We start from the raw sequence: 26136 nt of genomic DNA, 5'->3' as shown, positions 1-26136 counted from the left end.
GGGGTTGGGGGCAGGGGGGCAGGGATCAGTGGTCGCCTGTGCGCGAGCGTCGCGACCGGCGTGTTGCGGACCCGGCGCCACTGTGGGCAGCGGGCCTGTTGCGCAACGGCCCCACCCGCGCCACGATTTCGTCGATGTCCGGCCTGGCGCCGGTGGGCTGATGTTCGTCGAGTGCCGTGCGCATGGCCGCCAGATGCGCGAATGACGTGCCGCAGCAGCCACCGATGATCCTTGCCCCTGCATCGACTGCGAGCCGGACATAGTCGCTCATCAGTTCCGGCGTGCCTGAATAATGCACCTCGGTGCCGCGGAATTCGGGGATGCCGCAATTGCCCTTGACCACCACCGTGGCATGTGGACGTGCTTCAGTCATATCCAGCAGGGAGGCCAGAATGTCGGGCGCTCCGACACCGCAATTGGCGCCGACCGCGACCGGAGCCTGGGGGAGGTCGTCGACAATCGCGTGAATGTCTTTTGGCGCAAGGCCCATCATGGTGCGGCCGGCGGTGTCGAAGGAACCGGTATAGGTGTAGGGCAGGCCCACCCGGATCGCAGCTTCGGCTGCGGCGCGTATTTCATCGGGGGCGGACATGGTTTCGATCCAAGCGACTTCCGCACCGCCTGCTTTCAACCCCTCCATCTGTTCGGCAAAGGCTTCAACCGCTTCCTCATAGGTGAGGGCACCAAGCGGCACCAGAAGCTCGCCGGTGGGACCGACAGAACCTGCGACGATGACACGACGCTCCGCCATGCCGGCAACGCGGCAGGCGATCTCCGCCGCCTTTCTGTTGAGCTCGAAGACGCGGTCCTGTGCGTTGTGCAGCTTGAGCCTGTGACGTGTGCCGCCGAAGGAATTGGTCAGGATGATGTCGGCGCCGGCATCGACAAAGCCCTGATGCAGAGCCTCGATCTTTTCTGGCGCATCCTCGTTCCAGAGTTCGGGCGCTTCGCCCGATTCCAGCCCCATGGCAAAGAGGTTCGTGCCCGTCGCGCCATCGGCGAGAAGGATGCCCTTTTGTGCAATGAGTGCATCGATTGGATTGTCGGGTGCCGGCTGGTGCATCGGGGATGCCTTCCATTGGGTCGAGACTGACGGGTGTGCCTGCGTTCTTTGAACGAGGATATAAAGAATTCTTTATATCCGTCAATCCAGAGATTTCACCCGAGTCTGAGGCTCCTGACGAAATCGGCTGCCTCGTGGGCGTTGACCTCGGCATCACGGATGAGCCCGTCGAAATGGCGGGTCAGGCGCTGAAGGGAGCCGGTGGAGCTGATCACCAGATACATGCCGCCCATATAAAGGGCTGCACGATAGGGGCCGAAGATGGTGTATGGCGCGGAATAACGCCTGCGCCCGTCGAACAGGAAAAGGCGGAAGGTGGGGTAGAGATCGTCGAGCAGGCGCGCCATGTGGATGATCTGCTCGGCCCGCACCTGCTCGGGCAGGGTGCGCCACACGCCTTCGCCCTTGGCGAACAGTTCCAGCGTCTGGCGCGGCATGCAGACTTCCATGTCGGTTTCGGGCCTGCGGTTGTAGTCGACGCGGTATCGGGCCTCGCTGATCTGGGTCGCGCGGCGCTGCGGCATGGCTTCGGCTTCGTAGAGGATGACGGCTTCCGTGCGCAGCAGGTCCGGTATGCCCGAGGGCACATAGCGGATCTTGGTGCCCACGGCTTCGGCGTGCCATCGGGCGAGCAGCGTGTCGTCGAACCCGCCCTGTGCTTCGGCGATTTCGAGGCTTTCACGCAGGTCTCCGGTGATGCCCTCGTCCTGGCTGAGACCGAGCAGCCAGTCGAGCGAAACCTTGTGCTCGGCGGCAATGTTGATGAGCGTCTCGGCACGCGGAAGGCGTGTGGAGGCACCGGAGAGGAGTTGCGACAGGGCCGAGCGGTCTATGCCGACGGCGGCTGCGAAGGCCGACTGATTGAGCCCGGAGCGCTGAAGCAGGGCCTTCAGGCGCTCCCGGAATGTGCCAGATAGATCGCGCTTGTCGATACCAGGCCCGTTCATATCGTATCCAAAACGAATGTTGCGCTTGATAAACAAATGATGGGTATGGTGCGCGTTGTCAACGAATAGTGCGCATTCTCGCATTGCGTGTGTTCCGAACCCCTGACAAAGTTTTGTCAGGATCAAGCACGCGCCGCCGGGCCGGGTGATGAGGCCCCGGCGACGCAGAATCGGAACAGAATGGATATGACAACCAGAAGCCGGGGCAGGGGCCGCGCGGCAATGGAATGGCCGACCCTTGCCCTGATCATCGCCTGTTATGCGGCCTGGGCAGTGGCCGGATTTGCCCTGTGGCCGGACTGGCCGCTGGCAGCACTGGCGCTCCTGACATTGACCATCGCGTTGCAGAGTTCGCTCATGCATGAATGTCTGCACGGGCATCCAACGCGCTCAACGGCCTTCAACGAAGCGCTGGTGTTTCTGCCCATCGGGCTTGTCTATCCCTATCGCCGCTTCAAGGCGCTGCATCTGCGCCATCATGCGGATGAACGCCTGACCGACCCCTTCGAGGACCCGGAGAGCTATTACAGGGCACTCTGGCAATACGAGGAACTGCCCGGCTGGGTGCGGCGGGCGCTTGAAATCAACAACACGATGATCGGGCGCTTCGTTCTGGGACCGGCAATCATGAATGCCGGCTTTGTGGCCTCCGAACTGAAGCTTCTTGGCAAAAACGCGCATGGTGTGCGGAAAGCCTGGCTCATGCACGGGGCAGGGCTGGCGGTGGTCCTGCCCGTCATAGCCTACGGGTTCGGCATGCCGCTGTGGCTTTACATCCTTGTGCCGGCCTGGCTCGGACAATCGCTGATCTCGGTGCGCACCTTTGCCGAGCATCAGTGGTCGGAACGGCCGGACGGGCGCACCATCATCGTGGAACGCTCAGCGCTATCGCTGCTGTTTCTGAACAACAATCTGCACCTGGTTCATCACAAAGTGCCGACCGCGCCCTGGTACCGGCTGCCTGCACTCTATCGGGCAAGGCGGGCGGAGTGGCTCGCCATGAATGACGGCTACAGCTATCCCGGTTACTGGGCGCTCATGAAGGATTTTGCGTTTCGGGCCAAGGAGCCGGTGCCGCATCCGGTGCTGAAACGTCTACCGGAGACGCCGCGCGGTTTTCGTCCACGTGCTCGCGGGCGCAGGCTCGGCGGCCAGGGGACCGTGCCCGTGCCGGCACGGCCGGTGAAGGAGTGAGCGCTTGCGTTTGACACGCCCTGCACCCGGTAAGAACGCATGAGCGAATGGATTGCCGCCCTTCCCATGTATGACTGGCCCGAGTGCCGGCAGGACACTGACGCCCTGTGGCAGGGCTGGCGCGATGCCCTGCGTGGGTGCGGTGTCGATGCGCCCCAAGCGCTGACACGCAGCGGCGATCTGCAGGCGCTGTGGCAAAGCCCGAATCTGCTTTTGGCGCAGACCTGCTGGGGGCCAATGGAAGCTGGGCTGGCTGAACATGTGCGTGTGGTCGGGCAGCCCGACTATTCGGCCTATGAGGGTGGTGAGGGCACGCTTTACTCCAGTGCGCTCGTCATGCGTCGCGACGGGGGAAGGATCTGCCTTGCCGCGCCGCCGGATGGCCGCGCGCTTCTGCCGCTCGATCTCATGCGGGGCAAACGCCTTGCCTATAATGAAATGCTCTCGCGGTCAGGGTTTCTTGCCCTGATTCAGGATCTGAAAGAGGCGGGAGAAGGTATTGATATTTTTGCAGAAAAACTGTCAACGGGCGGACATCGCGCTTCCCTCGAAGCCGTGCATGACGGGCGGGCGGATGTGTGTGCCGTCGATTGTCGCAGCTGGGCGATGGCTCAGCGTTTCGTGCCCGGCGTCGACGGCCTGCATGTCGTTGGCTGGACGGCCCGGCGTCTGGGGCTTCCCTATGTGACGAGCCGGAAGACGGACGAAGAAACGATTGCGTCGCTGCGAGCCGTGCTTTTCTCCTAGCCGCGCATGCGATCGCCGGCGGGGTCGAAGGGCGGCTCGGCATTGATGCGGGCCGCGCGGCGGCGGCCCAGAATCTCGATCTCGAACAGGCCGGCGCTCTCGTCCTGTGAAAGGGCCGCAGGTACATAGCCCTGCGCCATGGATTTCTCGACCGAATGCGCATAGCCGCCGGAGGTCACCCAGCCGACGACGCGCCATTCGCCATCGACAATGCTGTTGCCGGCCCTGGCGATTTCCCTGCCAGCGGCATCGAAGCGGGGGGCACCATAGCCGTGAGGCGGTTCGACGGTGCCGAAATCCCGCTCGCCGACCTTTGCCCAGATGGGCTCGTCGCCCATCACATCGGCGTCGTCGGCATCGACGATGAAGGAAACACGGCTTACGCGTGGTCCCTTCCGCTTCTCCCGCAGCGCGGCCTCGCGACCGATAAAATCGCCCTTATCCAGTTTGACGAAGCGCTCCATGGCCCCTTCGAAGGGACCGTAGATCGGGCGCAACTCGCGAAACCAGGTCGGGAAATTCTTTTCAAGCCGCATCGAGAGCAGGGCGCGCATGCCGAAATCGACAATGCCGAATTCGGCGCCTGAACCCTTGAGCGCCGTATAGACCTGGCGCTGATAGGGCCGGCGGCATCCAGATCTCATAGCCGAGGTCGCCCGTATAGGTGAGCCGGTTGACCATGCAGGGCGCGCCGGCGACGGCCATCTCGCGGAAATTCATGAAGCGAAAGGCATCTTTCGAAATATCGATGTCGACCAGCTTTTCGAGAACGGCGCGGGACAGCGGGCCGGCGAGCGAAAGGCCGACAAGGGTCTGATCGAAGCGGTGGAGATGCACCGTGCCGTCGCGTGGCAGGTGCTTTTCGAACCAGCGCATATGGTAGATCTGCGCGGCTGACGAACCCCAGATCATGAAGCGGTTGGCGCCGTCTTTCGCACCACGATTGGCGATTGTGAAGTCGCCGATAAGCTTGCCGAATTCATTGAGCATGGGAGAGAGGACGACGCGGCCGGGCTTCGGCAGGCGGTTGGTCATCAGACGGTCGAGGAAGGCCCGCGCACCGGTGCCCGAAATCTCATACTTTGCAAAATTGGCGATCTCGGTGATGCCCACGCGCTCGCGCACGGCGCGCACTTCTTTCCCGACAGGCGCAAAATCATTGGACCGGTGGAAGGAGACAATGTCTTTTGGCTCGGTGCCTTGTGGCGCGAACCAGAGCGGCGTTTCCAGCCCCCAGGAATCGCCCATCACCGCATTGTTGTCGCGCACCATGATGTCGTAGAGCGGCGTTGTCTGCGCCGGGCGGGCGGCGGGCAGCTCTTCATTGGGGAAGCGGATCGAGAATCGGCGGGAATAGTTTTCCCGCACCTTGGCGTTTGTGTAGCGCAGGCTTGCCCATTCGCCGAAACGGGCAACATCCATACCCCATACATCGAAGCCGGGGTCGCCCTCGACCATCCAGTTGGCGAGTGCAAGGCCAACCCCGCCGCCCTGGCTGAACCCGGCCATGACCGCGCAGGCGACCCAGTAATTGGTCAGGCCCTGAACGGGACCGACAAGCGGATTGCCATCGGGTGCGAAGGTGAAAGGGCCGTTGATGATCTGTTTGATGCCGGCGTTTTCCAGCGCCGGGAAATGGCGGAACCCGACTTCGAGGGAAGGGGCGATGCGATCGATGTCCGGCTCCAGAAGTTCATGGCCGAAATCCCAGGGGGTCTCGCGTGGCGCCCATGGCCGGGCGGCCTTCTCATAGGTGCCGAGCAGGATGCCGTTGCGCTCCTGACGCGTATAGATTTCGCCCTTGAAGTCGATGACGCCGATCATCTCGCGGCCGGTCTCGCGGTTGAAAACCTCCACTTCCGGCATGGGCTCCGTGAGGAGATACATGTGCTCCATGGCCAGAAGCGGCAGTTCGAGGCCCGCCATACGGCCCACTTCGCGCGCCCAAAGGCCTCCGCAATTGACCACGTGCTCGGCTTCTACCGTGCCTTGCTCGGTGACGACTTTCCACGTTCCATCAATGGCTTGCGTAAGTTCCGTGACTCGGTTTCTGAGCACGATCTCGGCACCGAGTTTCCGAGCGGCCTTCGCATAGGCATGGGTGGTGCCAGACGGATCGAGATGGCCCTCAACCGGATCCCACAGGGCGCCGACGAAATGGCGCTCGTCCATCAGGGGGAACATGGATTTGGCTTCGGACGGGGTGATCAGCTCGGTCTCCATGCCGAGGTACCGGCCCTTGGCGTGGGCAAGGCGGAGAAAATCCATGCGCTCGGGGCTGTCGGCCAGCATCACGCCGCCGGTCAGGTGGAGGCCGCAGGATTGACCGGAAAGCTCTTCGATTTCCCGGTAGAGCTGGACCGTATAGGCCTGAAGTTTCGCAACGTTGGGATCGCCATTGAGCGTGTGAAATCCGCCTGCAGCATGCCAGGAAGACCCGGAGGTCAGTTCAGAGCGCTCGATCAGCATGACGTCGCTCCAGCCGGCGCGGGCAAGGTGATAGAGCACCGAACATCCGACCACGCCGCCACCAATTACCACTGCTTTTGCATGCGATTTCATTAAGTTGCACCCGCTTTCGGAATCATAACTAGAAATCCGTCGGCGCACCGCCCTCGCGGATGCGGCGCTCGACGAATTCATTCAGCTCGTCGCGAATGGCTTCATGCATTGGGGGTGGTTCGTACATCGCAAGCCGCTCCTTCCAGAGCCGGTTGGCGTGATCGATGGCGGTGGGAGCGCCGGCCTGCGCCCAGGTCTCGTAATTGCGCCAGTCGGAAATGATCGGGGCATAGAAGGCGGTTTTGTAGCGCGCCTGCGTGTGCGGGGAACCGAAGAAATGCCCGCCGGGGCCAACCTGGCGGATGGCATCGACCCCGAGCGCGTCTTCTGAGAGATCGAGCGGTTCGAGAAACTCGGCCACCATCTGCAGAAGATCGATGTCGAGCATCATCTTTTCAAAGGAGCAGCACAGCCCGCCTTCGAGCCATCCGGCGGCGTGTTTGACCATGTTCGCACCGCCCTGAATGACGCCCCAGAGGGAGAAAGTGCTTTCATAGGCGGCCTGTGCATCGACCGTATTGGCGGTGCAGACATTGGAGCTGCGATAGGGAATGCCATAGCGCCGGGCGAGTTGCCCGCTTAGAAGTTGCGCTTTCATGTATTCAGGCGTGCCGAAGGCGGGAGCGCCCGAGCGCATGTCGACATTGGAGCTAAAACCGCCATAGCCGACGGGCGCGCCTTTGCGAACCATCTGGGAAAAGGCGATTGCGGCAAGTGCTTCGGCATTCTGCTCCACCACCGCGCCGGCGATCGTGACGGGGGCCATGGCGCCGGCCAGCGTGAACGGGGTGACAATGACCGCCTGTCCATGGCGACTCATCTGGATGATGCCTTCCATCATCGGCACGTCGAGCCGAAGCGGCGAATTGGTGTTGATGATGGTGAAGCAGGACACCTCTTGGGCAAACTGATCGGCGTCGACGCCGCGTGCGATGCGGGCTATCTCAAGACCGTCGAGGTTGCGCTCCCGACCCAGCGAGTAGATGTGAAAGGCCTTGTCGGTGAGGGTGGCGATGTCGCGCAGGCATTCCAGATGCCGGATGGAGGGATGAATGTCGACCGGCTCGACCGGATACCCGCCCTGGCACTGGATGATGTTGTGCATCTGGGACAGCTTGAGGAAGTTTCGGAAGTCTTCCTGATTGCCGGGCCTGCGGCCGCGGTCGAGATCGGAACAATTGGGAGCAGATGCCATCTGCGCCAGAATGAGGCTGTTCCCACCCATGTGCAGATTGTGGGCCGGATTGCGCGCATGCACCTCGAATTCCGACGGGCAGTGAGCGACATGCTCAAGGATCAGGTCGGGGTCGAAATGAACGCGCTGCGTGTTGGGCCGCACATCGGCACCATGCGCCTTCATGATCGTACGCGCCTCATCGTGAAGCACTTCGACACCGATTTCGCTTAGCACGCGTAACGAGGCCAGGTGTATGGCTTCAAGCTGGTCGTCGGAGACGATGCGTGCTGGCTCGAACGGGTTGACGAGACGGCGGAAGGGCGGCTGCTCGAAACCGGATATGCCGGTGCGTTTTGCTGCACGCCCGCCGCGCCTTGAGCGGGTGGAGCCGGGATCAGCGGTTGCGAGGTTCTGCGTCATGGGCACCTTCGTGACTGCTGCACTGGTGCGCATGATGGAGCCAAAAGTCTGGTCTGAGCGCCGGGCTGACGACGCCTACCGCCAGAGATGCGACATCCTTGCGGGCCTTTTCGCCGGATCAGGAGCGGAGCGATCTACGTGCCCGTCTTGCCTTGTCCGGTCACAGTGGCACACGCAATGTGGTGATCCTGGCAACGGCTGTGCCCTTTGCGCTGCCAAATTCCACAATGTCGCAGAAGGCAATCTCGTCGCCGCTTTTACAGCGCAGGTGGCCATTGGCAGCGCCCGAACGGCCGTGCGAGATCGCGTGGTTGACCGTGATCGCAGCAATGGCAGGCTTGCCGGAAGCGGCGATGATCGCCTTTCGCCCCACGAACACGCCATCGCCCGCAATCTCCCAGACCGCCTGCTCCTCCAGCAGCCGCGACAAGGTGGCTTCATCACCTGCCAAAAGCGCAACGGCAAGATCCTGGATACGGCGGTTCTTGGGGGAATTGCCGCAATCGCGGCTTCCAATCAGCTTCATTCGTGCCACTCCCGTGATTTCGTGAGCATGGATACAAGACGTGTGTGCTTGTGGTTCTCCGACATGCTTGTCGACCTGCCGGGCGCATTGGTAAGGTGCGGCATGATGAAGACGCAATTCACGCCAGGGCGCGGCTTCCTGCCCTCACTCAAGCCGTCACCGCGTACACGGCACGCGGAGTTGTTGCGGCTGTGCGCGCGCATCGGATACTCTCCACCGGCTTCCGCTTGAAACCGTGCCGGCATTTCCGGATCAATTCAAGCGAAGTGAGAACTCTATGACCTATCGGAATTTCACGCTGAAGCAGCTTCAGACAATGGATGCTGCGCACCATCTGCACCCATTCACCGACCACGAGGATTTGCGGGCTTCCGGTTCGCGCATCATCACCCGCGCCGACGGCCCCTTCGTCTATGACATGGAGGGCAACGAGATCCTCGACGGGATGGCCGGTCTGTGGTGCGTGAACATCGGCTACGGGCGTGACGAGCTGGCCGAAGTGGCTTATGAGCAGATGAAGGAACTGCCCTATTACAATTCCTTTTTCCGCTGCTCCACGCCGACCCCGGTGTTGCTGTCGCAGAAGCTGGCGGAGATCGCGCCCCAGAACATCAATCAGGTGTTTTACGGATCGTCCGGATCTGAAGCCAATGACACGGCCCTTCGGCTGGTGCGGCATTACTGGGCGCTGGAAGGCAGGCCGGAGAAAAACCGTATCATCTCGCGTAACTGGGCCTATCACGGCTCCACCGTGGCTGCCACATCGCTCGGCGGCATGGAGGCGATGCATGGCCAGCTTCATGGTGCTGTGCCGAACATCGACCACGTGATGCCGCCCTACGCATTTGAACTCAGGCAATCAGGTGAAAGCGACCACGATTTCGGATTGCGGGCGGCAAGGGCGGTCGAGGACGCGATCCTTGCGGCCGGGCCGGAGACTGTTGCTGCCTTCATCGGTGAGCCGGTGATGGGCGCGGGCGGCGTGAAGATTCCGCCGGATAGCTACTGGCCCGAGATCGACCGCATCTGCAAGAAATACGATGTGCTCCTCATGCTGGACGAGGTGATCACCGGTTATGGACGCACGGGCGCGTGGTTTGCCGCTGAGCGGCTTGGCCTTCAACCCGACACGATCACCACGGCGAAGGCCCTGACCTCCGGCTATCAGCCGCTTTCAGCGCTTCTGGTCGGCGACCGCATTGCCGATACGCTGGTGAAGAAGGGCGGGGAGTTCTTTCACGGCTACACCTATTCGGGGCATCCGGTTGCCTGTGCCGTGGCGCTGAAGAACCTCGAAATCATCGAGCGCGAAGGGCTGGTGGAACGTGTGCGCTCCGACACCGGCCCCTATCTGGCCGAGGCCCTGCAGTCGCGTCTTGGCGGTCACGACATCGTCGGTGAGGTGCGTTCCTTCGGTCTCATGGCGGCAATCGAGATTGTTTCCGACAAGGCAGCGCGCAAGCGTTTTCCAGGTGAGGGGGCGGCGGCATCGTGCGTGCGCGATCATGCCATAGCAGGCGGCATGATGATGCGGGCCGTGGGGGACACGATGATTCTGTCGCCGCCGCTGATCTGGACACGGGAAACGATTGACATGGCCTGCGATCGCATTGTGGCGGCGCTGGAAAGGGCCGAGGCAACGCTTCGCAAAGGCTGAGCGTCGGCAAGAAAAAACCGCGTGTCTTCGGGCGGGAAGATACGCGGTTTTACATGTACTCAAACACACCTCTTCGCAAATACGCTACGCTGCGAAGAGTTCCCGTACCGGTACGCAGAACCTGATCCGGCGTCGGGGAGGCTTCAAATCCGCCTCAAGGTCATTTCTATACGGTCATGGTTACCGGGAAGTTAGCGCGAAGTATAAAATCACGTTTTTTTGCCGGCGTTCGAAAATTTTCAGCTCTGCCCGCCGCGCAGAAAATTGATGATGCCGGAGAAATCGGTGCCTTCATGCCCCATCGCGTTGAACAGCGTATAGAGCTGGGTCGCCTCAGCGCCCAGTGGCGTGGCAGCGCCCGCGCCCTGGGCGGCTTCCTGGGCGAGCTTCAGATCCTTGAGCATGAGGCCGGCGGCAAAGCCGGGCCTGTAATCGCGGTTGGCCGGTGAGGTGGGAACGGGGCCCGGGACGGGGCAATAGGTCGTCAGGGACCAGCATTGGCCCGAGGACGTGGAGGCAACATCATAGAGCGCCTGATGGGAAAGGCCGAGCTTTTCGGCCAGAACGAAGGCTTCGCCCACGGCGATCATGGAAATTCCGAGGATCATGTTGTTGCAGATTTTCGCGGCCTGACCGGCGCCGCCATCACCGCAGTGAACGACCCGTCCGGCCATCGGTTCCAGAACGGGGCTTGCCCGTGCGAAGGCATCGGGCGAGCCACCAGCCATGAAGGTGAGGGTGCCTGCCTCCGCGCCGCCCACGCCGCCCGAAACCGGGGCATCGATGGAGAGAAGCCCGTGATCGGAGGCGAGGCCGTGCGCCTTGCGGGCCGATTCCACATCGATGGTGGAGGAATCGATGAACAGGGCGCCCTTTGGGGCCTTGGGCGCGATGTCGGCATAGACCGAGAGAACGTGTTTTCCCGCAGGCAGCATGGTGATGACGACGTCGGCCTCCTTCACCGCCGCCGCGGCACTCGCCATGACGGTGACACCGTTCTTGGTGGCGGTCTCGAGGTTTTCGGTGATCAGGTCGAAACCCATCACGGTGTGTCCTGCCCGGACGAGATTGGCGGCCATGGGATTGCCCATATTGCCGAGACCGATGAATGCGATGCTTGCCATAGGTTTCCTCCCGGGGAGTGGCTGTGCGGTTTCGGCGGCGCGATCAGCTCCGACCGACCAGTTGCCTTGCAATGATGAGGCGCATGATCTCGTTGGTGCCTTCCAGAATCTGGTGAACGCGCAGGTCACGCACCAGTTTTTCAACGCCGTATTCATGCAGATAACCGTAACCGCCATGGAGCTGGAGCGCATCGTTGGCGACATCGAAACAGGTGTCGGTGACAAAGCGCTTGGCCATGGCCGACCATTTGGAGGCGTCGGGCGTCTTTGCATCCAGCTTGGAGGCAGCCGTGTAGAGCATCATGCGTGACGCCTGCAGGTTCGTCTCCATGTCGGCCAGTTTGAACTGGAGCGCCTGAAACCGGTTGATCGCCTGACCGAACGCCTCGCGTTCGCTCGTATAGGCTAGGGCCCTGTCGAGTGCTGACTGAGCGCCGCCCAGCGAACAGGCGGCGATGTTGAGGCGCCCGCCATCGAGCCCGGCCATGGCGATGCCGAAGCCTGCGCCCTCGCTGGACAGAAGATTTTCCGCTGGCACCCGGCAATCCTCGAAGATCACCTGGCGGGTCGGCTGCATGTGCCAGCCCATCTTGAATTCGGCCGGGCCGAAGGAAAGGCCGGGAGCGTCTTTTGGAACGATGACCGTGGAAACGCCTTTGGGACCGTCCTCGCCGGTGCGCACCATGGCAACATAGATGTCGTTTTCGCCGGCGCCCGAGATGAACTGCTTGGTGCCGTTGAGCACATAGTCGCCACCGGATTTGACGGCCCTGGTCTTCAGCGCCGCGGCATCGGAGCCGGAACCGGGCTCGGTGAGGCAATAGCTTGCAAGCCACTCCATCGAGGTGAGTTTCGGCAGAAAGCGCTGGCGCTGCTCCTCATTGCCGAATGTGTCGATCATCCAGCCGGCCATGTTGTGGATGGAAATGAAGGAGGAGAAGCCCGGGCAGGCGGCGGCAAGGGCCTCGAAAATCAGAACCGCATCGAGCCGGCCAAGCGCCGAACCGCCGACGTCATCGCGCACATAGATGCCGCCGAAACCGAGCGGGCCCGTCTCGCGCACCACATCGGCGGGAAAATGCTTGTCACGGTCCCAGTCGAGCGCATGCGGGGCGACGCGATCGGCCGCGAAGCTCTGCGTCATCTCCTGAATGGCGCGCTGGTCTGCATTGAGCTCGAACTGCTCGGCAGCCTGTGAAACGCTGGCGTCCATAACGTCCTCCCGAAATGGAATTCCTTCCCTGTGCTGGCAGTTTAGTGCATTGAGGGAGCCGCGCAACGCGAGGTGTGGCACAGGCGCTGTGCATCAAACGCTGAGAGGATGAAGACGGGATGACCATGGCGCGCGCCATCATGCTGCAGGGAACGGGATCGGATGTGGGCAAGTCTGTTCTGGTGGCGGGGCTTTGCCGCATGGCGAAGCGGCGCGGGCTCATCGTTCGCCCGTTCAAGCCGCAGAACATGTCCAACAATGCCGCCATTGCAGCGATCCCCGGTTCCAGCGACATGGGAGAGATCGGGCGGGCCCAATGGCTACAGGCGCTGGCCTGCGGGGTGGCGCCCACCGTGGACATGAATCCGGTGCTGATCAAGCCGGAGAGCGACATGGGCGCGCAGCTTGTGGTGCAGGGGCGCTCGCGTGGCACGGCGCGGGCGCGTGACTATCAGCGCAGCAAGGGCGCGCTCATGGCCCCGGTGATGGAATCCTTTGAACGGCTGCGCAACGGGGCGGACCTGGTGATTGTCGAGGGAGCGGGATCGCCGGCCGAGATCAATCTGCGCGCGCGCGATATCGCCAATATGGGGTTTGCCACGCAGACCGATGTGCCGGTGGTGCTGGTGGGCGACATCGACCGGGGCGGGGTGATCGCGGCGCTGGCAGGAACGCAGCTGATCCTCGATGAAGCGGACCGACGCATGATCGTCGGCTATATCGTGAACAAGTTTCGCGGCGATCTCACGCTGTTCGATGACGGAATTCACGCCATACACCGGTTCACGGGCTGGCAATCCTTCGGTGTCGTGCCGTGGCTTGCCGAAGCGCATCGCCTCCCACCGGAGGATTCGGTCACGCTGGCGCGCCGCACGAGCTCCGTGCCGGCAAAGCTGAGGGTCGCGGTGCCGATGCTTTCGCGGATCGCCAATTTCGACGATCTCGATCCGCTTTCCGCCGAACCGGAGGTGGAGGTCACATTCGTGCCGCCGGGCCAGAGGCTGCCGGGAGATGCCGGGCTGGTCGTATTGCCGGGATCGAAATCGACCATTGGCGATCTGGACTTTCTGCGCCGGCAGGGCTGGGATGAGGATCTGAAGGCACACCGGCAGCGCGGCGGGCACATTGTCGGTCTGTGCGGCGGTTACCAGATGCTGGGTCGCAGTGTGGAAGACCCGGAAGGGTTCGAGGGTGTCCCAGGCCGTGTCGAGGGGCTCGGGCTTCTTGACATTGAGACAGTCATGCAGCCCCGGAAGGCATTGCGCGAGGTGGAAGCGGTTTCGCCCCGATACCGGACCCCAATCAATGGCTACGAAATCCACATCGGCCGGACCGTGGGTCCCGATTGCGCCCGTCCGGTTGCGATGATTGGCGACAGGGCAGAAGGCGCAATGTCGCAAGACGGTCGCGTGTCAGGCACCTATCTGCACGGGCTTTTCGGCTCTGACCCTTTTCGCGCCCGCTTTCTCGGCGAGTTTGGTATCAAGACGGCTGGCGCCGGCTATCGTGATCAGGTGGAGCAGGCGCTCGACGACATCGCACGGAAGCTTGAGGAGCATCTCGACTGCGACGCCCTTCTGGCGGCCGCGCGTTAAACGCCTTTGAGCAGAGAACCGCCAACCAGCAGGATATAGGCAAGCGTCATGATCCAGAAAGCCGGGATCGGGACGAAGGAGAGCAGGTTGAAAGCCGCAATCACCGCGATGACGGCGATGACAAGGCTGAGAAGAAAAACGATCTTGGTTGGTGCGTTGAGTGTCATGGGTATCCCCGCTTAGGTCTTGTGCGGGGACAGGGTTAGTGCCGGGCGCCGCTTATAGACCAATAGAGCGCAGGAGAGGGTTTTCGCCCTCCATGAGCAGGCGCGCGGCGAGTGCCAGGCAGACAAGCACCAGAAGCGGTTTGATGATGCGCGCGCCCTTCTTCATGGCAAAACCCGCACCGATGCGTGCGCCGGCCATCTGCGCGAGCCCCATGACAAGCCCCACTTTCCAGAAGACGGCCCCCACCGCGGCGAAGGCGGCAAGACCGCCGACATTGGAAGCGAAATTCAGAAACTTGGTGTGTGCGGTCGCCTTCAGCATGCCCTGACCGGCAAGGCTGACAAATGCAAGCATGAAAAAGGAGCCCGTTCCGGGGCCGAAAGCACCATCATAAAACCCCAGAAGCGGCACGATGGTGAAGCCGAAAACGAAGGGCGTGATGCGCTGTGCACGGTCGATGTCGTTCAAATTGGGTTTAAACGCGAAATAGAGCGCGACCGCGATCAGGAGGAGGGGAAGCATGCCACGAAGCAGGTCGGCAGGCATGATCGTGGCGGCGAGCGCACCGGCAATGGAGGCCAGAAAGGACAGGAATGCGGGCAGGAACTGTCCCCGAACCTTGACGTGTCCGGCCCTTGCATAGGTGAAGGTAGCCATGCCGCTGCCGAACATGCCCTGCAGCTTGTTGGTGCCGAGCGCGAGCACCGGCGGGAAGCCGGCGAGCAAAAGCGCGGGGATCGTGACAAGGCCGCCACCGCCGGCAATCGCGTCCATAAAGCCGGCAAAAAATGCTGCCAGGGACAGCAGGAGTAGAATTTCGAGGCTTGCTTCAAACATGTTCAGGGGGTAGCCAGCGGTAGGAAAGGCTTCTTGCATCACAACGGGCGACATTCCGCAAGGCGGTTTCGGCTGTTGTACAGGAACCTTTGCTCCGTGGCGCAATTGATGACAATGCGGCTGATGACAATGCGGCCGCGAGGGCGACATCTGGAATGTGCCCGGTTTCGGCGAGAGTGAAACGGTTCGCAAACACGTCATGCTGCATTGTCAGGAACCGATTTTGGGTTGGAGGTGCACACAATGTCCGCCGCATTGACCGCCATGGCTGCAGAAGTGCTGCTGCTCTTACGCCTGTCACTGACCGATGACGCAATAGGACCGCGCGAAGCGGCCGTTCTGGACAGAATTGCCGCAAAATGCCTTCAGCTTTCCCCAGGTGAAATCTCCCTGCTCTTACGCTCCTTCGAAGTCCAGTCGACAGATCGCGAGATCATGCAGGCCCGGGCCGGGCTCCGGCAGGCCAGCTATACGAGGCGTATCATTCTGGCTGAAACGCTGTTCAGCCTTGCCGGGCAGGACCCCGAACTCGCTCCCCGTTCAGAGCGCCTGGGGGTGCGCGTTTGCGATGTTCTGGGGCTTGGTGCGGACGAGGTTGCGCATCTGTCGGGTTAGTTCCCTTCATCGTTTTGCGGCTTGCCTTCCAGTCTAGATCGACCTGAGCGCGCCAGCCGGGAGGATATAGCCCTTTGCAGATCCGGCGCGGCGGCGACGAGCGCTTGCGCTGCCACCGAAGCCGGGTTTTCCAGAACTTCAGTGGTCGGGCCGCTTTCCACGATCCTCCCCTCATGCATGACCATGACATCGTCGGTGATGGCGCGTGCAACCGTGAGATCATGGGTGATGAAGAGATAGGTCAGGTCAAGGCGCTGGTTCAGATCGGCAAAGAGGTCGAGAATCTGTGCGCGGATCGAGACATCAAGGGCCGAGACCGGTTCGTCTGCCACGATAAGCCTGGGGCGGGTGATGATGGCACGGGCAATCGATATGCGCTGGCGTTGACCGCCGGAAAACTCATGCGGATATTTTTGCATGTCGCTGGCGTGGAGCCCAACGGATTCCAGCGCCTGGGCGACACGGTCCCGGCGCTGCGTTGCCGTGGGCTTCCGGTCGAGCAGGTGCAAGGGCTCGGCCACCAGCCTCTCCACCTGATGGCGTGGGTTGAACGAGCCGTAGGGATCCTGAAACACCACCTGCATGTTGCGCCTTGCGTGGCGCAACTCGTGCTCGCTCTTGCCTGCGAGCGTCTCTCCATCGAGCCGGATCTCGCCCGAGGTGGGCCGATCAAGCGCGAGGATCATGCGGGCAAGGGTCGACTTGCCGCAGCCCGAACGCCCCACAAGAGCAACGGCATGCCCCGGAAGAAGGGAAAAGCTCACATTGTCGACGGCGCGAAAAGGCTCAGCTTTCGAGAAAAGCCCCCTGCGGCGGCCGGGGTAATCGCGTGTGACGTTTGAGACGGCGAGGAGGGGTGGCTGTTCTTGCTTCTCTATGGCGTCCTGCGGGCGTGCGCGGGCCGGCACATGGGTGGAAGCTTCTGCAAGCTGGCGTGTATAGGCGTGTTTCTGTTCGCTCAGAACCTTTGCCGTGGGGCCGCTTTCCATAACAGCGCCATGGCGCATCACGCTCACGCGGTCGGCCATATCCGCGACGACGGCGAGATCGTGCGAGATGAGCATGAGGCCCATGCGGTTTTCTTCCACCAGGTCGCGCAGCAGATCGAGGATCTGTGCTTGCAGAACGACATCGAGGGCGGTGGTGGGCTCGTCGGCGATCAAGAGCTTGGGCCTGAGCGCACAGGCAATGGCGATGACGACGCGCTGACGCTGGCCGCCGGAAAGCTCGTGCGGAAAACGCGAGAGCGGAAACTTCGCTTCGGGCAGGCCGACACGGTCGAGAATGGCGCGGGCACGGGCTTCTGCATCCGGCCGGTTGGCACCGGTGTGCCAGCGGATGCCCTCGGCCACCTGTTCGCCGATGGTCTTGACCGGGTTGAGCGCGGTCATGGGCTCCTGAAAGACCATGCCGAGATCATCACCGCGCAGCCGACACATGGCCTCTTCGGGGGCTGACAGAATGTCGATCCCGTCAAAGGTGACACGGCCCTTCGCACTGGCAAGCTCCGGCAGAAGCTGCATGACAGAAAGGGCGGTCATGGACTTGCCGGAACCGGATTCGCCAACGATGCCGAGCACTTCACCCGGGGCGATTTCGAGGTCGATGTCTTTCAGCACCGGATGTCCGGCGATGGAGAGCGACAGGTTTTCGATTTCAAGAAGGCTCATCGCTCGCGCCTCAGTCGCGGATCGAGGAGGTCGCGCAGACCATCTCCCAGAAGGTTGAGACCGAGCACGGTGATGACGATGGCAAGGCCCGGAAATATGGCCAGATGCGGGGCGATCATCATGCGCGTCTGCGCCTCGAAGAGCATGCGCCCCCAGGACGGCATGGGCGGCTGTGCGCCAAGGCCGAGATAGGAGAGGCCCGCTTCGGCCAGAATGCCCAGCGCAAACTGGATCGTGCCCTGCACGAGCAGCAGCGCAACGATGTTGGGCAGGATATGTTCTATGGTGATGAGCGCCTTGCTCTTGCCGGCGGCGCGGGCTGCGAGAATGAATTCGCGTGGCCAGATGGACAGCGCACCGGCACGCGCCACGCGGGCAAAGACCGGCACATTGAAAATGCCGATGGCGATGATGGCGTTGATCGCTCCGGGGCCGAAAATGGCGGTGATCATGATTGCGGAGAGAAGCGCGGGGAAGGCGAAGACGAGATCGTTGAAGCGCATCAGGATTTCGTCGATCACGCCACCGCGTGCCGCAGCCCATGTGCCGAGCGGTACGCCGAGCCCCATGCCGATGCCGACGGCGACGATGGCAACGGCGATGGAATTGCGCGCGCCGATCATGATCATGGAAAGAATGTCGCGGCCGAGGTGATCTGTGCCGAGCGGATGGGCAAGCGACAGTCCCTTCATGCGGTCGGCCACGACGAGATGGGTGATGTCGTAGGGCGTCCACAAGAAGGAGAGAAGCGCCATTGCGGTGACAATGGCGGTGATGACGAGACCGATCGCGAAGGAACGGTTGGCAAGCGCCATTTGCAGGAAATGGCGCTCGGGCGGTGTGGCAGGCGGTGGAGCGTCGACGGTCATCGGCGGGTCCTCAGGCGCGGATCGACGATGGCATAGCCGATATCGACCAGAATGTTGACGGCGATGACCGTTGCGACGAGCAGCATCACCACGCCTTCCACGACGATGAGATCGCGCTGGGTGATGGCCTGGAAGATGAGCCGCCCGAGGCCGGGCAGATAAAACACATTCTCGATGATGATGGTGCCGGCCAGGAGGAAAGCGAATTGCAGGCCGAGAATGGTGAGCACCGGGATGAACGCATTGCGCAGCGCGTGATGCCAGAGAACGATGCGCCGCGGCATGCCCTTGGCACGCGCGGTGCGGATATAATCTTCGCCGAGCACTTCAAGCATGGCCGAACGGGTGACGCGGGCGAGAATTGCCGCTTGCGGCAGGGCAAGGGCGATGGCGGGCAGGAGAAGGGCCTTGAAACCGGTCCACAGGCCTGCGTCCCAGCCCGGAAACCCGCCAGCGGGCACGAGGCGAAGCCAGACGGCGAAGACATAAACCAGAAGCAGCGCAAACCAGAAATTGGGAATGGCGACGCCGATCTGCGCCGCGCCCATGCTGATCGTGTCGGCCGGTTTTCCGCGTCGGGAGGCGGCGAATATGCCGACGGGCAGGGCGATTGCCGTGGACAGGAAGAGCGAGATGAGTGCGAGCGGCAGCGAGACGATGATGCGCTCGCCGATCAGTTCGAGCACGGGTGACGAATAGGTGTAGGAATTGCCAAAATCGCCGATCGCCATGCCCGAGACCCAACTGAAATAGCGGACAAAAACGGGCTGATTGAGGCCCATTTCCTGCCGCAGGGCAGAAAGCGCCTCGGGTTCGGCGTTCATGCCGAGCATCAACAGGGCGGGGTCGCCCGGAACGACCTCCAGAACCAGAAACACCACGGCAGACGCCACGATGAGCGTGACGAGGCCGATGGCGATGCGCTTTGCGAGATAGACGAGCATGGGCGACCCGGAAACGGCACCGCTTTCGCGGTGCGCTTCCTTTCAGCGATCAGTCAGTCCATTTCACGTCTGTCAGGTCATTGGCCTGAATGGGCGAATTTTCCCACATGCCTTCGAGTTTCGCGTCCCACACGCCGATCTTTGGAAGCTGGAACATGAAACCGTTGACCGCGTCCTCGGCGATGATCTTCTGGGCGGTCTGATAAAGCTCGATGCGCTTTGCCGGATCGGCGGTTGCTTCAAGCGCGTTCATGACCTCCTTGAAGGCGGGGTTCTGGTAGTTGAAGTAGTAATCGTCGCGGGCGTAGATGTTGATGTCGTTCGGCTCCGTGTGGGAGACGATGGTGAGGTCGTAATCCTTGTTCTTGAACACCTGCTCCAGCCACTGGGCCCATTCTACCGGAATGATTTCCAGTTCAATGCCGACCTGGCGCAGCTGCGAGGCGACGACCTGTCCGCCATCGCGCGCATAGGCCGGCGGCGGGAGCTTGAGCGTTGCCTTGAAACCGTCGGGATAGCCAGCCTCCGCGAGCAGTTCCTTCGCCTTTGCCGGGTCGTGGGGATAGGTGCCGGTCAGGTCGACATAGGCCTCGTTGGCGGGCGAGAAATGCGAGCCGATGGGCGTGCCATAGCCCGAACCATTGCCGGCGATCAGTTCTTCGCGGTTCAGCGCGTGTGCGATGGCCTGACGCACCTTGATGTTGTTGAAGGGTTCCTTGCCATTGTTGGTGGAGAGGATCGTTTCGCCCTCCGTGGCGCCGATGGCAACGACAAAGCGCGGGTCGCTCTCGATCTGGATGAGGGCGTCGCCGGCGGGCATCTGCGGAAAGGCCTGGACATCGCCCGATAAGAGGGCGGGGATGGCGGCTGCCGCATCGGGCACGACACGGAACTCGGCCTTTTCCAGCGCGACGGGCTCGCCCCAGTAGTCGGGGTTTTTCACCAGCGTGACGGAAGAGCCTTTTGCCCATTTGTCGAACTTGAAGGGGCCTGTGCCGATGGGGTTTTCCCTGTTGGTTTCGGCGGATTCGGGCGCGACGATGACCGCATCGCCCCAGCCGAGATTGTAGAGAAAGGAGCCCTGCGGAGAAGACAAGGTCACCTGAATGGTGGACGGATCGATCACCTCGACCGTGTCGATGGCGGCAAAGAGCTGCTTTTGCGCGTTGGTCGAATCTTCCGCACGGGCCCGGTCGAGGGTGAATTTGACATCTTCGGCGTCAAACGTGGTGCCATCGTGAAAGGTGACACCGGAACGCAGCCTGAATGTATAGGTCTTGCCGTCGTCGGAGACTTCCCAGCTTTCGGCAAGGGCCGGCAGCACCTCGCCATTGCGGCCGATGCGGGTCAGACCTTGAAAAAGATTGGCATAGAGGATTTCATCGATTGCGGCAGCAGCACTCGCGGTCGGGTCGAGATGCGGCGGTTCCAGAACGACACCGATGACAAGATCGGTGCGGGCCGCCAGGGCTGCGGTCCCTGCAGCCAGTAACAGCGTTGCGCCGCCGATAATGGACTTGATCGTCTTCATGTCTCTCTCCCGCAGGCCGTATTGTTTTCAAGGATTGAAGCGTGATTCAGTGCGGCTGTAAATCATGCTTTGAAAGAGGTCTAACGCGGCGGTGCGGCGCCACGCAACAGAACATCGAGGCTCATTGCCATGACGGTTGCCGACTGAACCATGTCCTCGATGCCGACCCATTCATCGGGCTGGTGGGCGAGATCGAGAATGCCGGGACCATAGGCGACGCAGTCGTGCAGGTGGCCGATGCGCGAAATGTGCTTCTGGTCGTAGGTGCCGGGCGAGATGACATATTCCGGCTCCTTGCCGAACACCTCGCGGATGCCGGCGGCAATGGCGCTCGGCACGGGTGCGTCCTCCTCGGTCATCAGCGGCAGAACTTCCATCAGGTCGCGCATGGAATAGTCGAATTTCGGACGCTCGCGTTTCAGGCGTTCCAGGATCGAGATCACTTCGCCTTTTACTTCGGAAATGTCTTCCTCGATCAGGAAGCGGCGGTCGATCACCATGCGGCAGGAGTCGGCCACATTGGGGGAAGGCAGCCCGGGGAAGAAATCCTCCGTCTGGCCGCCATGCACCGAGTTGATGTTCATGGTGGAGCGGCGCGCGCCTTCGGGCACGACCGGCATGCGTGTCTCTTTGGCGTCGAGCGCGGGAAAGAGCTCTTCCTCGAAAGCGTGGAGCAGGGCGCCCATGTGGCGGATGGCCGAATCGCCGAGGAACGGCATCGCACCATGGGCAATGGCACCGCGCGTTTCGATTTCCGCCCACCACACGCCGCGATGGCCAAGGCAGATGCGGTCCTTGTTGAGCGGCTCGGGAATGATGACATGATCGACGCGGGGTTTTGAGAAAAAGCCCTGCCGCGCCAGATAGGCAACGCCGCCATAGCCGCCCGATTCCTCGTCCGCCGTTCCCGAAATTTCGATGGCACCGGGAAAATCCGGATAGATTTCGAGAAACGCTTCGGCGGCGATGATGGAGGCGGCGAGCCCGCCCTTCATGTCGCAGGCGCCACGCCCGAAAACCTTGCCGTCCCGTACGATGGCGGCATAGGGGTCGACCGTCCAGCCTTCGCCGGCTTCCACCACATCGATATGGGAGTTGAAATGCACCGTCGCGCCGGGGCTGCGGCCTTCACGGCGGGCGATGACATTGGTGCGGGGGTAACGGTCAGAATCGCCTGGCGCATCGACGCCGCGGACAAACTGCGTGGCAAAACCCTTCGCCTCGAGCCGCCGCGCGATGTATTCGCAGCACGGCGTGTAGGCGTCGCCCGGCGGGTTCACCGTGGGAAAGCGGATCAGATCGGAAGTGAGTGCGACGAGATCGTCCGTCCGGCGGCGCACTGCCAGGGCAAGCTGTTCGTTCATGAGGGCAATAGAGCCGCATGGATCGCAATTGGCAAGATCGTGTGCACGCGATTGTGAAGTGCGCAAACTTGCCCTGCGAATAACAGTATTGTTCTATTTACCAAGGAAATTTGGGGTTTTGTCATGAATTGACGATAAACAATTCAGGACTACGGGTAGAATTGTCACATGTAGCGGGGGCGCTCATGAAACGGATTTTCTTTGCTGTAGCCATCGCAGGCCTGATCCTTTCAGGCGGCGTGGTCCAGGGATTTGCCGCAAGCCTTGTGGCGAAAGTCAGTGTTTCCAAACAGACCATGACAGTCGTGCATCGGGGCCGTGTGCTGCATCGCTGGCGCGTTTCGACGGCGCGACGTGGCTATGTGACGCCGCGTGGCCGGTGGCGGCCAAAGCGCATGCACAAGATGTGGCATTCGCGCAAGTACAACATGTCGCCAATGCCATACTCGATCTTTTACTATGGCGGCTATGCCATCCACGGCACCAATGCGGTGTCCAAGCTCGGTCGGCCCGCCTCGCATGGCTGCGTGCGGCTGCATACGGCCAATGCGAAACGGCTTTATGCGCTTGTAAAAAAGATCGGGCCCGGCAACACGCGGATTGTCGTTACGGATTGATCAACCGGGCAAGCTACATCTGCCAGCGCTTGTGGAACCACATCCACTGGCCGGGATCCTCGCGCACCCAGCGCTCGACCACATCGTTGAGCATCTGTGCGGCTGCCTCGATGTCGATCGTGCCGTCTTCATGCCGGGGCAGGGTGATCCTGTCTTCGACAATAAGGCGATAGCGGCCGCCCGGAAGGCGCTTGCAGCGCGCCGGATAGACATCGCAGCCATATTGCCGCGCCAGTTTTGGGAGCAGCGGGTTCGTCCGGCATTCGCGGCCAAAGAAGCGCGTCTTCACGCCCTTGCGGAATTTCTGGTCGACCAGAACGCCGATATTGCCACCTTCGTCCAGAACTCGGGCAAGCTGAAGCGCGGCGCCCGCCTGTGATGGCACGAGCCCGCCCATGGCACTGCTGCGGGTTTTCAGGATGTAATCGGCAACATAGGGATTGTTGGGCGGGCGAAAGAGCGACGTCGTGGCAAGGTCGAAGCGGGCGGCGGCAATGGGCAAAAACTCGAAATTGCCGAGATGGCCGGTGAAGAAAATGTGCGGAACGCCATGTTCGTCGCGCAGCCGCTTGAAGATCTCTATGCCATCCACCTCGACCCGGCCGGGCGTTTCGGCTTCCGGATCGAAATCGAACAGCTTGTCGAGAAACACATATTCAACGGCAAGCCGTGCCATGTTGCCCCACATGTCGAGGGCGATGGCTTCAAGTTCAGCTTCGCTTTTTTCCGGATAGGCGTGCCGCAGATTGTCGACGGCGAGGCGATGGCGGCCCACCCTGGGCCCGAGTTTGCGGGCGACCTTTTCTGCCAGATCGAGCGCCTTTTCGGGCGGCAGCTTGCGCAGCAGCGCCAGAGTGCCGATCACCAGGCGCGCGGTGAGCCAGTATTCGAGCGTCTTGAGGCGTTTGCCGGTTTTGTGGAGGAAGCGCTTCATGGGCGCGGGTCAGTCCACGCGCAGGATGATCTTGCCGAACACGTCGCGGCCTTCCATGCGAGCGAGCGCCTTGTCGATGTCGGCAAAGCTTACCTCGGTGTCGATCACCGGGGAGGCCAGCCCGCGCGCCATCTTCTGCATGGCGTCGGCCATGTTTTCCATGCGGCAGCCGAAGGAACCAAAGATCTTGAGCTGCTGCTGGAAAAGCTGCATCAGGTTCATGCTGGTGGAAACACCGGAGGTGGAGCCGCAGGTGACGAGGCGTCCGCCACGCTTCATGGAAAGAAGCGAGCCGGCCCAGGTGTCGGCACCCACATGCTCGAACACCACATCCACGCCGCGCTTCTTCGTGATCTTGCGCACGACGCCCTCGAAACGGTCTTCGCGGTAGTTGATCACATGATCGGCGCCGAGCGCCTTTGCCTTCTCCATTTTGTCGTCGGAGCCCACCGTGGTGATGACGGTGCAGCCCATGCTCTTGGCAAGCTGGATGGCGGCTGTGCCGATGCCGGAGCCGCCGGCCTGAACGAGGATCGTTTCGCCCGGCTCAAGCTTCGCATTGTCGAACAGCATGTGCTCCACGGTGCCGAAGGTGACGGGCGCAACGGCAGCACCGATCTCGTCAACGCCGGGCGGGGCGGGGACGAGGAGGCGGGCGGGCAGATTGATCTTTTCCTGCGCAAAACCGTCGAGGTGGAAGCCGTGCACGCCGGAGACATGTTCGCACAGATTGTCGCGGCCTTCGCGACAGGCACGACACAGACCACAAGTGCGCGCGCCATAGATGGAAACGAGCTGTCCGGGAAGCAGATTGCTGACCCCGGGGCCAACCGTCTCGACCACGCCAGAGGCTTCCGCGCCGACGACGAGCGGCATCTTGCGCTTGGCAAACGCCATGCCACGCCAGCCCCATACATCGATGTGATTGAGGGCGACGGCACGGATCTTCAGGGTCACCTCGCCCTGTCCGGGAGCAGGCGGCGGCGCAAGATCGACGGTTTCAAGCTTGCGGTCGGCGACGAGTTGAAGTGCGCGCATGATAAATTCCGATGGTTTCGGGCAATTGGAACCGGTCGATTAGACCGGTTCGCGGGCCATGACAAGGCAGGTGTTCTGTCCGCCGAAGCCGAACGAGTTCGACAGAACGGTCGAAACCTGCGCCTCGCGCTTCACATTAGGCACCACATCAAGCTCGATGGCCGGGTCCGGCGTGTCATAGTTGATGGTGGGCGGAATGACGCCCTCACGCATGGTCATCAGTGAGAAAACGGCCTCGATGGCGCCTGCCGCGGAGAGCGTGTGACCGATCATCGACTTGTTGGAGGAGATCGGCGTTGTCTTCATGCGCTCACCGAAAACGGTGGAGAGCGAAAGATGCTCCATCTTGTCGTTTTCGGGCGTTGAGGTGCCGTGAGCGTTGACATATTCGATTTCGTCTTCGGCCATGCCGGCATCCGCAAGGGCAGCGCGCACGGCGCCAATGGCAGGCGAGCCGTCGGGCTTTGAGCGGGTGCGGTGGAAATCATCGGCCTTTTCGCCACAGCCGCGCATGATGCCGAGAATTTCGGCTCCGCGCGCAAGGGCGCTTTCAAGCGATTCCAGCACCAGCGCACCGGCACCCTCGGCCAGGACGAAGCCGCTGCGATCTTTCGAGAAAGGACGCGAAGCCTTTTCAGGGACATCGTTCTGGGTGGTCAGGGCGGATAGAAGCGAGAAGCGGATGAGCGCTTCGGCGGTTGCCGAACCATCCGCACCGATGGCAAGAGCGCGGTCGCACTCGCCGCGGCGGATCGCTTCGGTTCCGAGCTGAATTGCGGTTGCGCCCGAGGCGCAGGCGGTGGACATGGTGATCGGCAGGCCGCGCGTTCCGTAGCGCTCGGCAAGCCTGTCGGCGATGGTGCCGAACTGGCTTTCCTCGAAAAGCTCCATGGCGCGGGCTTCCCTTGCCGCTTCGATGAGCGAAGGATTGCCATTGTGGCTGCGGGCCCTGGCGTAAAGCGCAAGACGATGATGCCAGTCGAGCTCGACGGGAGGCGCTGCCAGAAAGAGCGGTCCGCCGAAATCGGCGTCAGGCAGACCGGACTGTTCGATGGCTTCTGCCGCCACGAGATCGGCGAGATGGTGCGTGTGGACGCTTGCCCCCTTCGTGCTCGACGGCAGGAAATCGACCATGCCGGAGATCGTGGTGGCCAGGTGATCGGTGGGAAAGCGCGTGATGGGGTGGATGCCGGAACGCCCGCTGATCAGCGCGTCCCAGTTCTCTGAACGGCCCTGGCCGAGAGAGGTCACGACGCCCATTCCGGTAACGGCGATAACGGGTCTTCCAAAGCTGTCGGTCGTTTTCACGGGATCGCTTTCTCTA

At 62.0% G+C, this 26136-nt stretch carries 22 protein-coding genes and 1 pseudogene; 6 read left to right on the top strand and 17 right to left on the bottom strand.

Translation table 11 applies throughout. The features are described from left to right. Window positions 1-25 precede the first annotated feature (25 nt). Both bmt and AB2N04_RS13150 read right to left on the bottom strand, forming a co-directional pair. Window positions 26-1063, bottom strand: coding sequence for a betaine--homocysteine S-methyltransferase (gene bmt / locus AB2N04_RS13155; RefSeq protein WP_367714894.1), 1038 nt, complete (start codon window positions 1061-1063; stop codon window positions 26-28). 95 nt (window positions 1064-1158) lie between these two features. Next, the gene (locus AB2N04_RS13150) at window positions 1159-2010 is read right to left on the bottom strand and encodes a helix-turn-helix domain-containing protein (RefSeq protein WP_367714893.1); all 852 of its coding nucleotides are present in this window, start codon (window positions 2008-2010) and stop codon (window positions 1159-1161) included. A gap of 186 nt (window positions 2011-2196) precedes the next feature. Between AB2N04_RS13150 and AB2N04_RS13145 the strand changes: the two genes are divergently transcribed. Continuing rightward, window positions 2197-3204 carry a fatty acid desaturase gene (locus AB2N04_RS13145; RefSeq protein WP_367714892.1) on the top strand — a complete coding sequence of 336 codons (1008 nt, stop codon included), beginning with the start codon at window positions 2197-2199 and terminating at the stop codon, window positions 3202-3204. Between the two features lie 39 nt (window positions 3205-3243). After that, complete coding sequence (locus AB2N04_RS13140; RefSeq protein ID WP_367714891.1) at window positions 3244-3951, top strand: phosphate/phosphite/phosphonate ABC transporter substrate-binding protein; 708 nt, start codon at window positions 3244-3246, stop codon at window positions 3949-3951. Here AB2N04_RS13140 and AB2N04_RS13135 read toward each other — a convergent pair. The 3 genes and pseudogenes from AB2N04_RS13135 to AB2N04_RS13125 form a co-directional block, all read right to left on the bottom strand. Then, window positions 3948-6513: pseudogene (locus AB2N04_RS13135) on the bottom strand (FAD-dependent oxidoreductase). The gene AB2N04_RS13140 and the pseudogene AB2N04_RS13135 sit on opposite strands and share 4 nt — an antisense overlap. Before the next feature lie 28 nt (window positions 6514-6541). Beyond that, a complete protein-coding gene (locus AB2N04_RS13130; protein ID WP_367714890.1) occupies window positions 6542-8110 on the bottom strand; it encodes a trimethylamine methyltransferase family protein in 1569 nt (522 codons plus the stop codon). 160 nt (window positions 8111-8270) lie between these two features. Further along, entirely contained in the window at window positions 8271-8636 is a 366-nt protein-coding gene (locus AB2N04_RS13125; protein WP_367714889.1) for a hypothetical protein, read from the bottom strand. Between the two features lie 277 nt (window positions 8637-8913). Between AB2N04_RS13125 and AB2N04_RS13120 the strand changes: the two genes are divergently transcribed. Beyond that, the gene (locus AB2N04_RS13120; protein ID WP_367714888.1) at window positions 8914-10293 is read left to right on the top strand and encodes an aspartate aminotransferase family protein; all 1380 of its coding nucleotides are present in this window, start codon (window positions 8914-8916) and stop codon (window positions 10291-10293) included. A gap of 239 nt (window positions 10294-10532) precedes the next feature. Here AB2N04_RS13120 and mmsB read toward each other — a convergent pair whose 3' ends face one another. Together mmsB and AB2N04_RS13110 are read right to left on the bottom strand one after the other, a co-directional pair. Then, a complete protein-coding gene (gene mmsB / locus AB2N04_RS13115) occupies window positions 10533-11417 on the bottom strand; it encodes a 3-hydroxyisobutyrate dehydrogenase (RefSeq protein ID WP_367714887.1) in 885 nt (294 codons plus the stop codon). Between the two features lie 43 nt (window positions 11418-11460). After that, on the bottom strand, window positions 11461-12630 hold the full coding sequence (locus AB2N04_RS13110) for an isobutyryl-CoA dehydrogenase (protein WP_367714886.1): 1170 nt from the start codon (window positions 12628-12630) through the stop codon (window positions 11461-11463). A gap of 125 nt (window positions 12631-12755) precedes the next feature. Between AB2N04_RS13110 and AB2N04_RS13105 the strand changes: the two genes are divergently transcribed. Then, window positions 12756-14225 carry a cobyric acid synthase gene (locus AB2N04_RS13105; protein WP_367718812.1) on the top strand — a complete coding sequence of 490 codons (1470 nt, stop codon included), beginning with the start codon at window positions 12756-12758 and terminating at the stop codon, window positions 14223-14225. Here AB2N04_RS13105 and AB2N04_RS13100 read toward each other — a convergent pair. Continuing rightward, window positions 14222-14392, bottom strand: a complete 171-nt coding sequence (locus tag AB2N04_RS13100; RefSeq protein ID WP_367714885.1) for a hypothetical protein — start codon at window positions 14390-14392, stop codon at window positions 14222-14224. The two genes, AB2N04_RS13105 and AB2N04_RS13100, sit on opposite strands and share 4 nt — an antisense overlap. Window positions 14393-14444: 52 nt before the next feature. After that, complete coding sequence (locus AB2N04_RS13095; protein WP_367714884.1) at window positions 14445-15230, bottom strand: TSUP family transporter; 786 nt, start codon at window positions 15228-15230, stop codon at window positions 14445-14447. A 243-nt stretch (window positions 15231-15473) separates the two neighbouring features. Here AB2N04_RS13095 and AB2N04_RS13090 point away from each other — a divergent pair, with 243 nt between their 5' ends. Continuing rightward, window positions 15474-15845, top strand: a complete 372-nt coding sequence (locus AB2N04_RS13090) for a TerB family tellurite resistance protein (RefSeq protein ID WP_367714883.1) — start codon at window positions 15474-15476, stop codon at window positions 15843-15845. Here AB2N04_RS13090 and AB2N04_RS13085 read toward each other — a convergent pair. The 5 genes from AB2N04_RS13085 to AB2N04_RS13065 form a co-directional block, all read right to left on the bottom strand. After that, window positions 15842-17515: an ABC transporter ATP-binding protein gene (locus AB2N04_RS13085; RefSeq protein WP_367714882.1), complete on the bottom strand. Its 1674-nt coding sequence runs from the start codon at window positions 17513-17515 to the stop codon at window positions 15842-15844. The genes AB2N04_RS13090 and AB2N04_RS13085 overlap by 4 nt on opposite strands. Then, window positions 17512-18330, bottom strand: a complete 819-nt coding sequence (locus AB2N04_RS13080; protein ID WP_367718811.1) for an ABC transporter permease — start codon at window positions 18328-18330, stop codon at window positions 17512-17514. Before AB2N04_RS13080 ends, AB2N04_RS13085 begins: the two co-directional genes overlap by 4 nt. Window positions 18331-18380: 50 nt before the next feature. Beyond that, window positions 18381-19328, bottom strand: a complete 948-nt coding sequence (locus AB2N04_RS13075; protein WP_367714881.1) for an ABC transporter permease — start codon at window positions 19326-19328, stop codon at window positions 18381-18383. Window positions 19329-19377: 49 nt separating this feature from the next. After that, complete coding sequence (locus tag AB2N04_RS13070) at window positions 19378-20859, bottom strand: ABC transporter substrate-binding protein (protein WP_367714880.1); 1482 nt, start codon at window positions 20857-20859, stop codon at window positions 19378-19380. Between the two features lie 80 nt (window positions 20860-20939). Then, window positions 20940-22223, bottom strand: a complete 1284-nt coding sequence (locus tag AB2N04_RS13065) for an acetylornithine deacetylase/succinyl-diaminopimelate desuccinylase family protein (RefSeq protein ID WP_367714879.1) — start codon at window positions 22221-22223, stop codon at window positions 20940-20942. Window positions 22224-22408: 185 nt separating this feature from the next. On the opposite strand from AB2N04_RS13065, the gene AB2N04_RS13060 reads away from it, so the two are divergent. After that, complete coding sequence (locus AB2N04_RS13060) at window positions 22409-22840, top strand: L,D-transpeptidase (RefSeq protein WP_367714878.1); 432 nt, start codon at window positions 22409-22411, stop codon at window positions 22838-22840. Between the two features lie 13 nt (window positions 22841-22853). Here AB2N04_RS13060 and AB2N04_RS13055 read toward each other — a convergent pair whose 3' ends face one another. Genes AB2N04_RS13055 through AB2N04_RS13045 form a run of 3 tightly spaced genes read right to left on the bottom strand, consistent with a single transcriptional unit; the run spans window position 22854 to window position 26120 of the window. Beyond that, on the bottom strand, window positions 22854-23774 hold the full coding sequence (locus AB2N04_RS13055) for a lipid A biosynthesis lauroyl acyltransferase (protein ID WP_367714877.1): 921 nt from the start codon (window positions 23772-23774) through the stop codon (window positions 22854-22856). Window positions 23775-23783: 9 nt separating this feature from the next. Beyond that, on the bottom strand, window positions 23784-24812 hold the full coding sequence (locus AB2N04_RS13050; RefSeq protein WP_367714876.1) for a zinc-binding dehydrogenase: 1029 nt from the start codon (window positions 24810-24812) through the stop codon (window positions 23784-23786). Between the two features lie 39 nt (window positions 24813-24851). Continuing rightward, on the bottom strand, window positions 24852-26120 hold the full coding sequence (locus AB2N04_RS13045) for a beta-ketoacyl-ACP synthase (protein WP_367714875.1): 1269 nt from the start codon (window positions 26118-26120) through the stop codon (window positions 24852-24854). Window positions 26121-26136: the final 16 nt, after the last annotated feature.

Origin of the sequence: Nitratireductor sp. GISD-1A_MAKvit (assembly GCF_040819555.1) — a bacterium.
GTDB lineage: Bacteria > Pseudomonadota > Alphaproteobacteria > Rhizobiales > Rhizobiaceae > Nitratireductor.
This window is presented reverse-complemented; position numbering and strand designations above follow the sequence as displayed.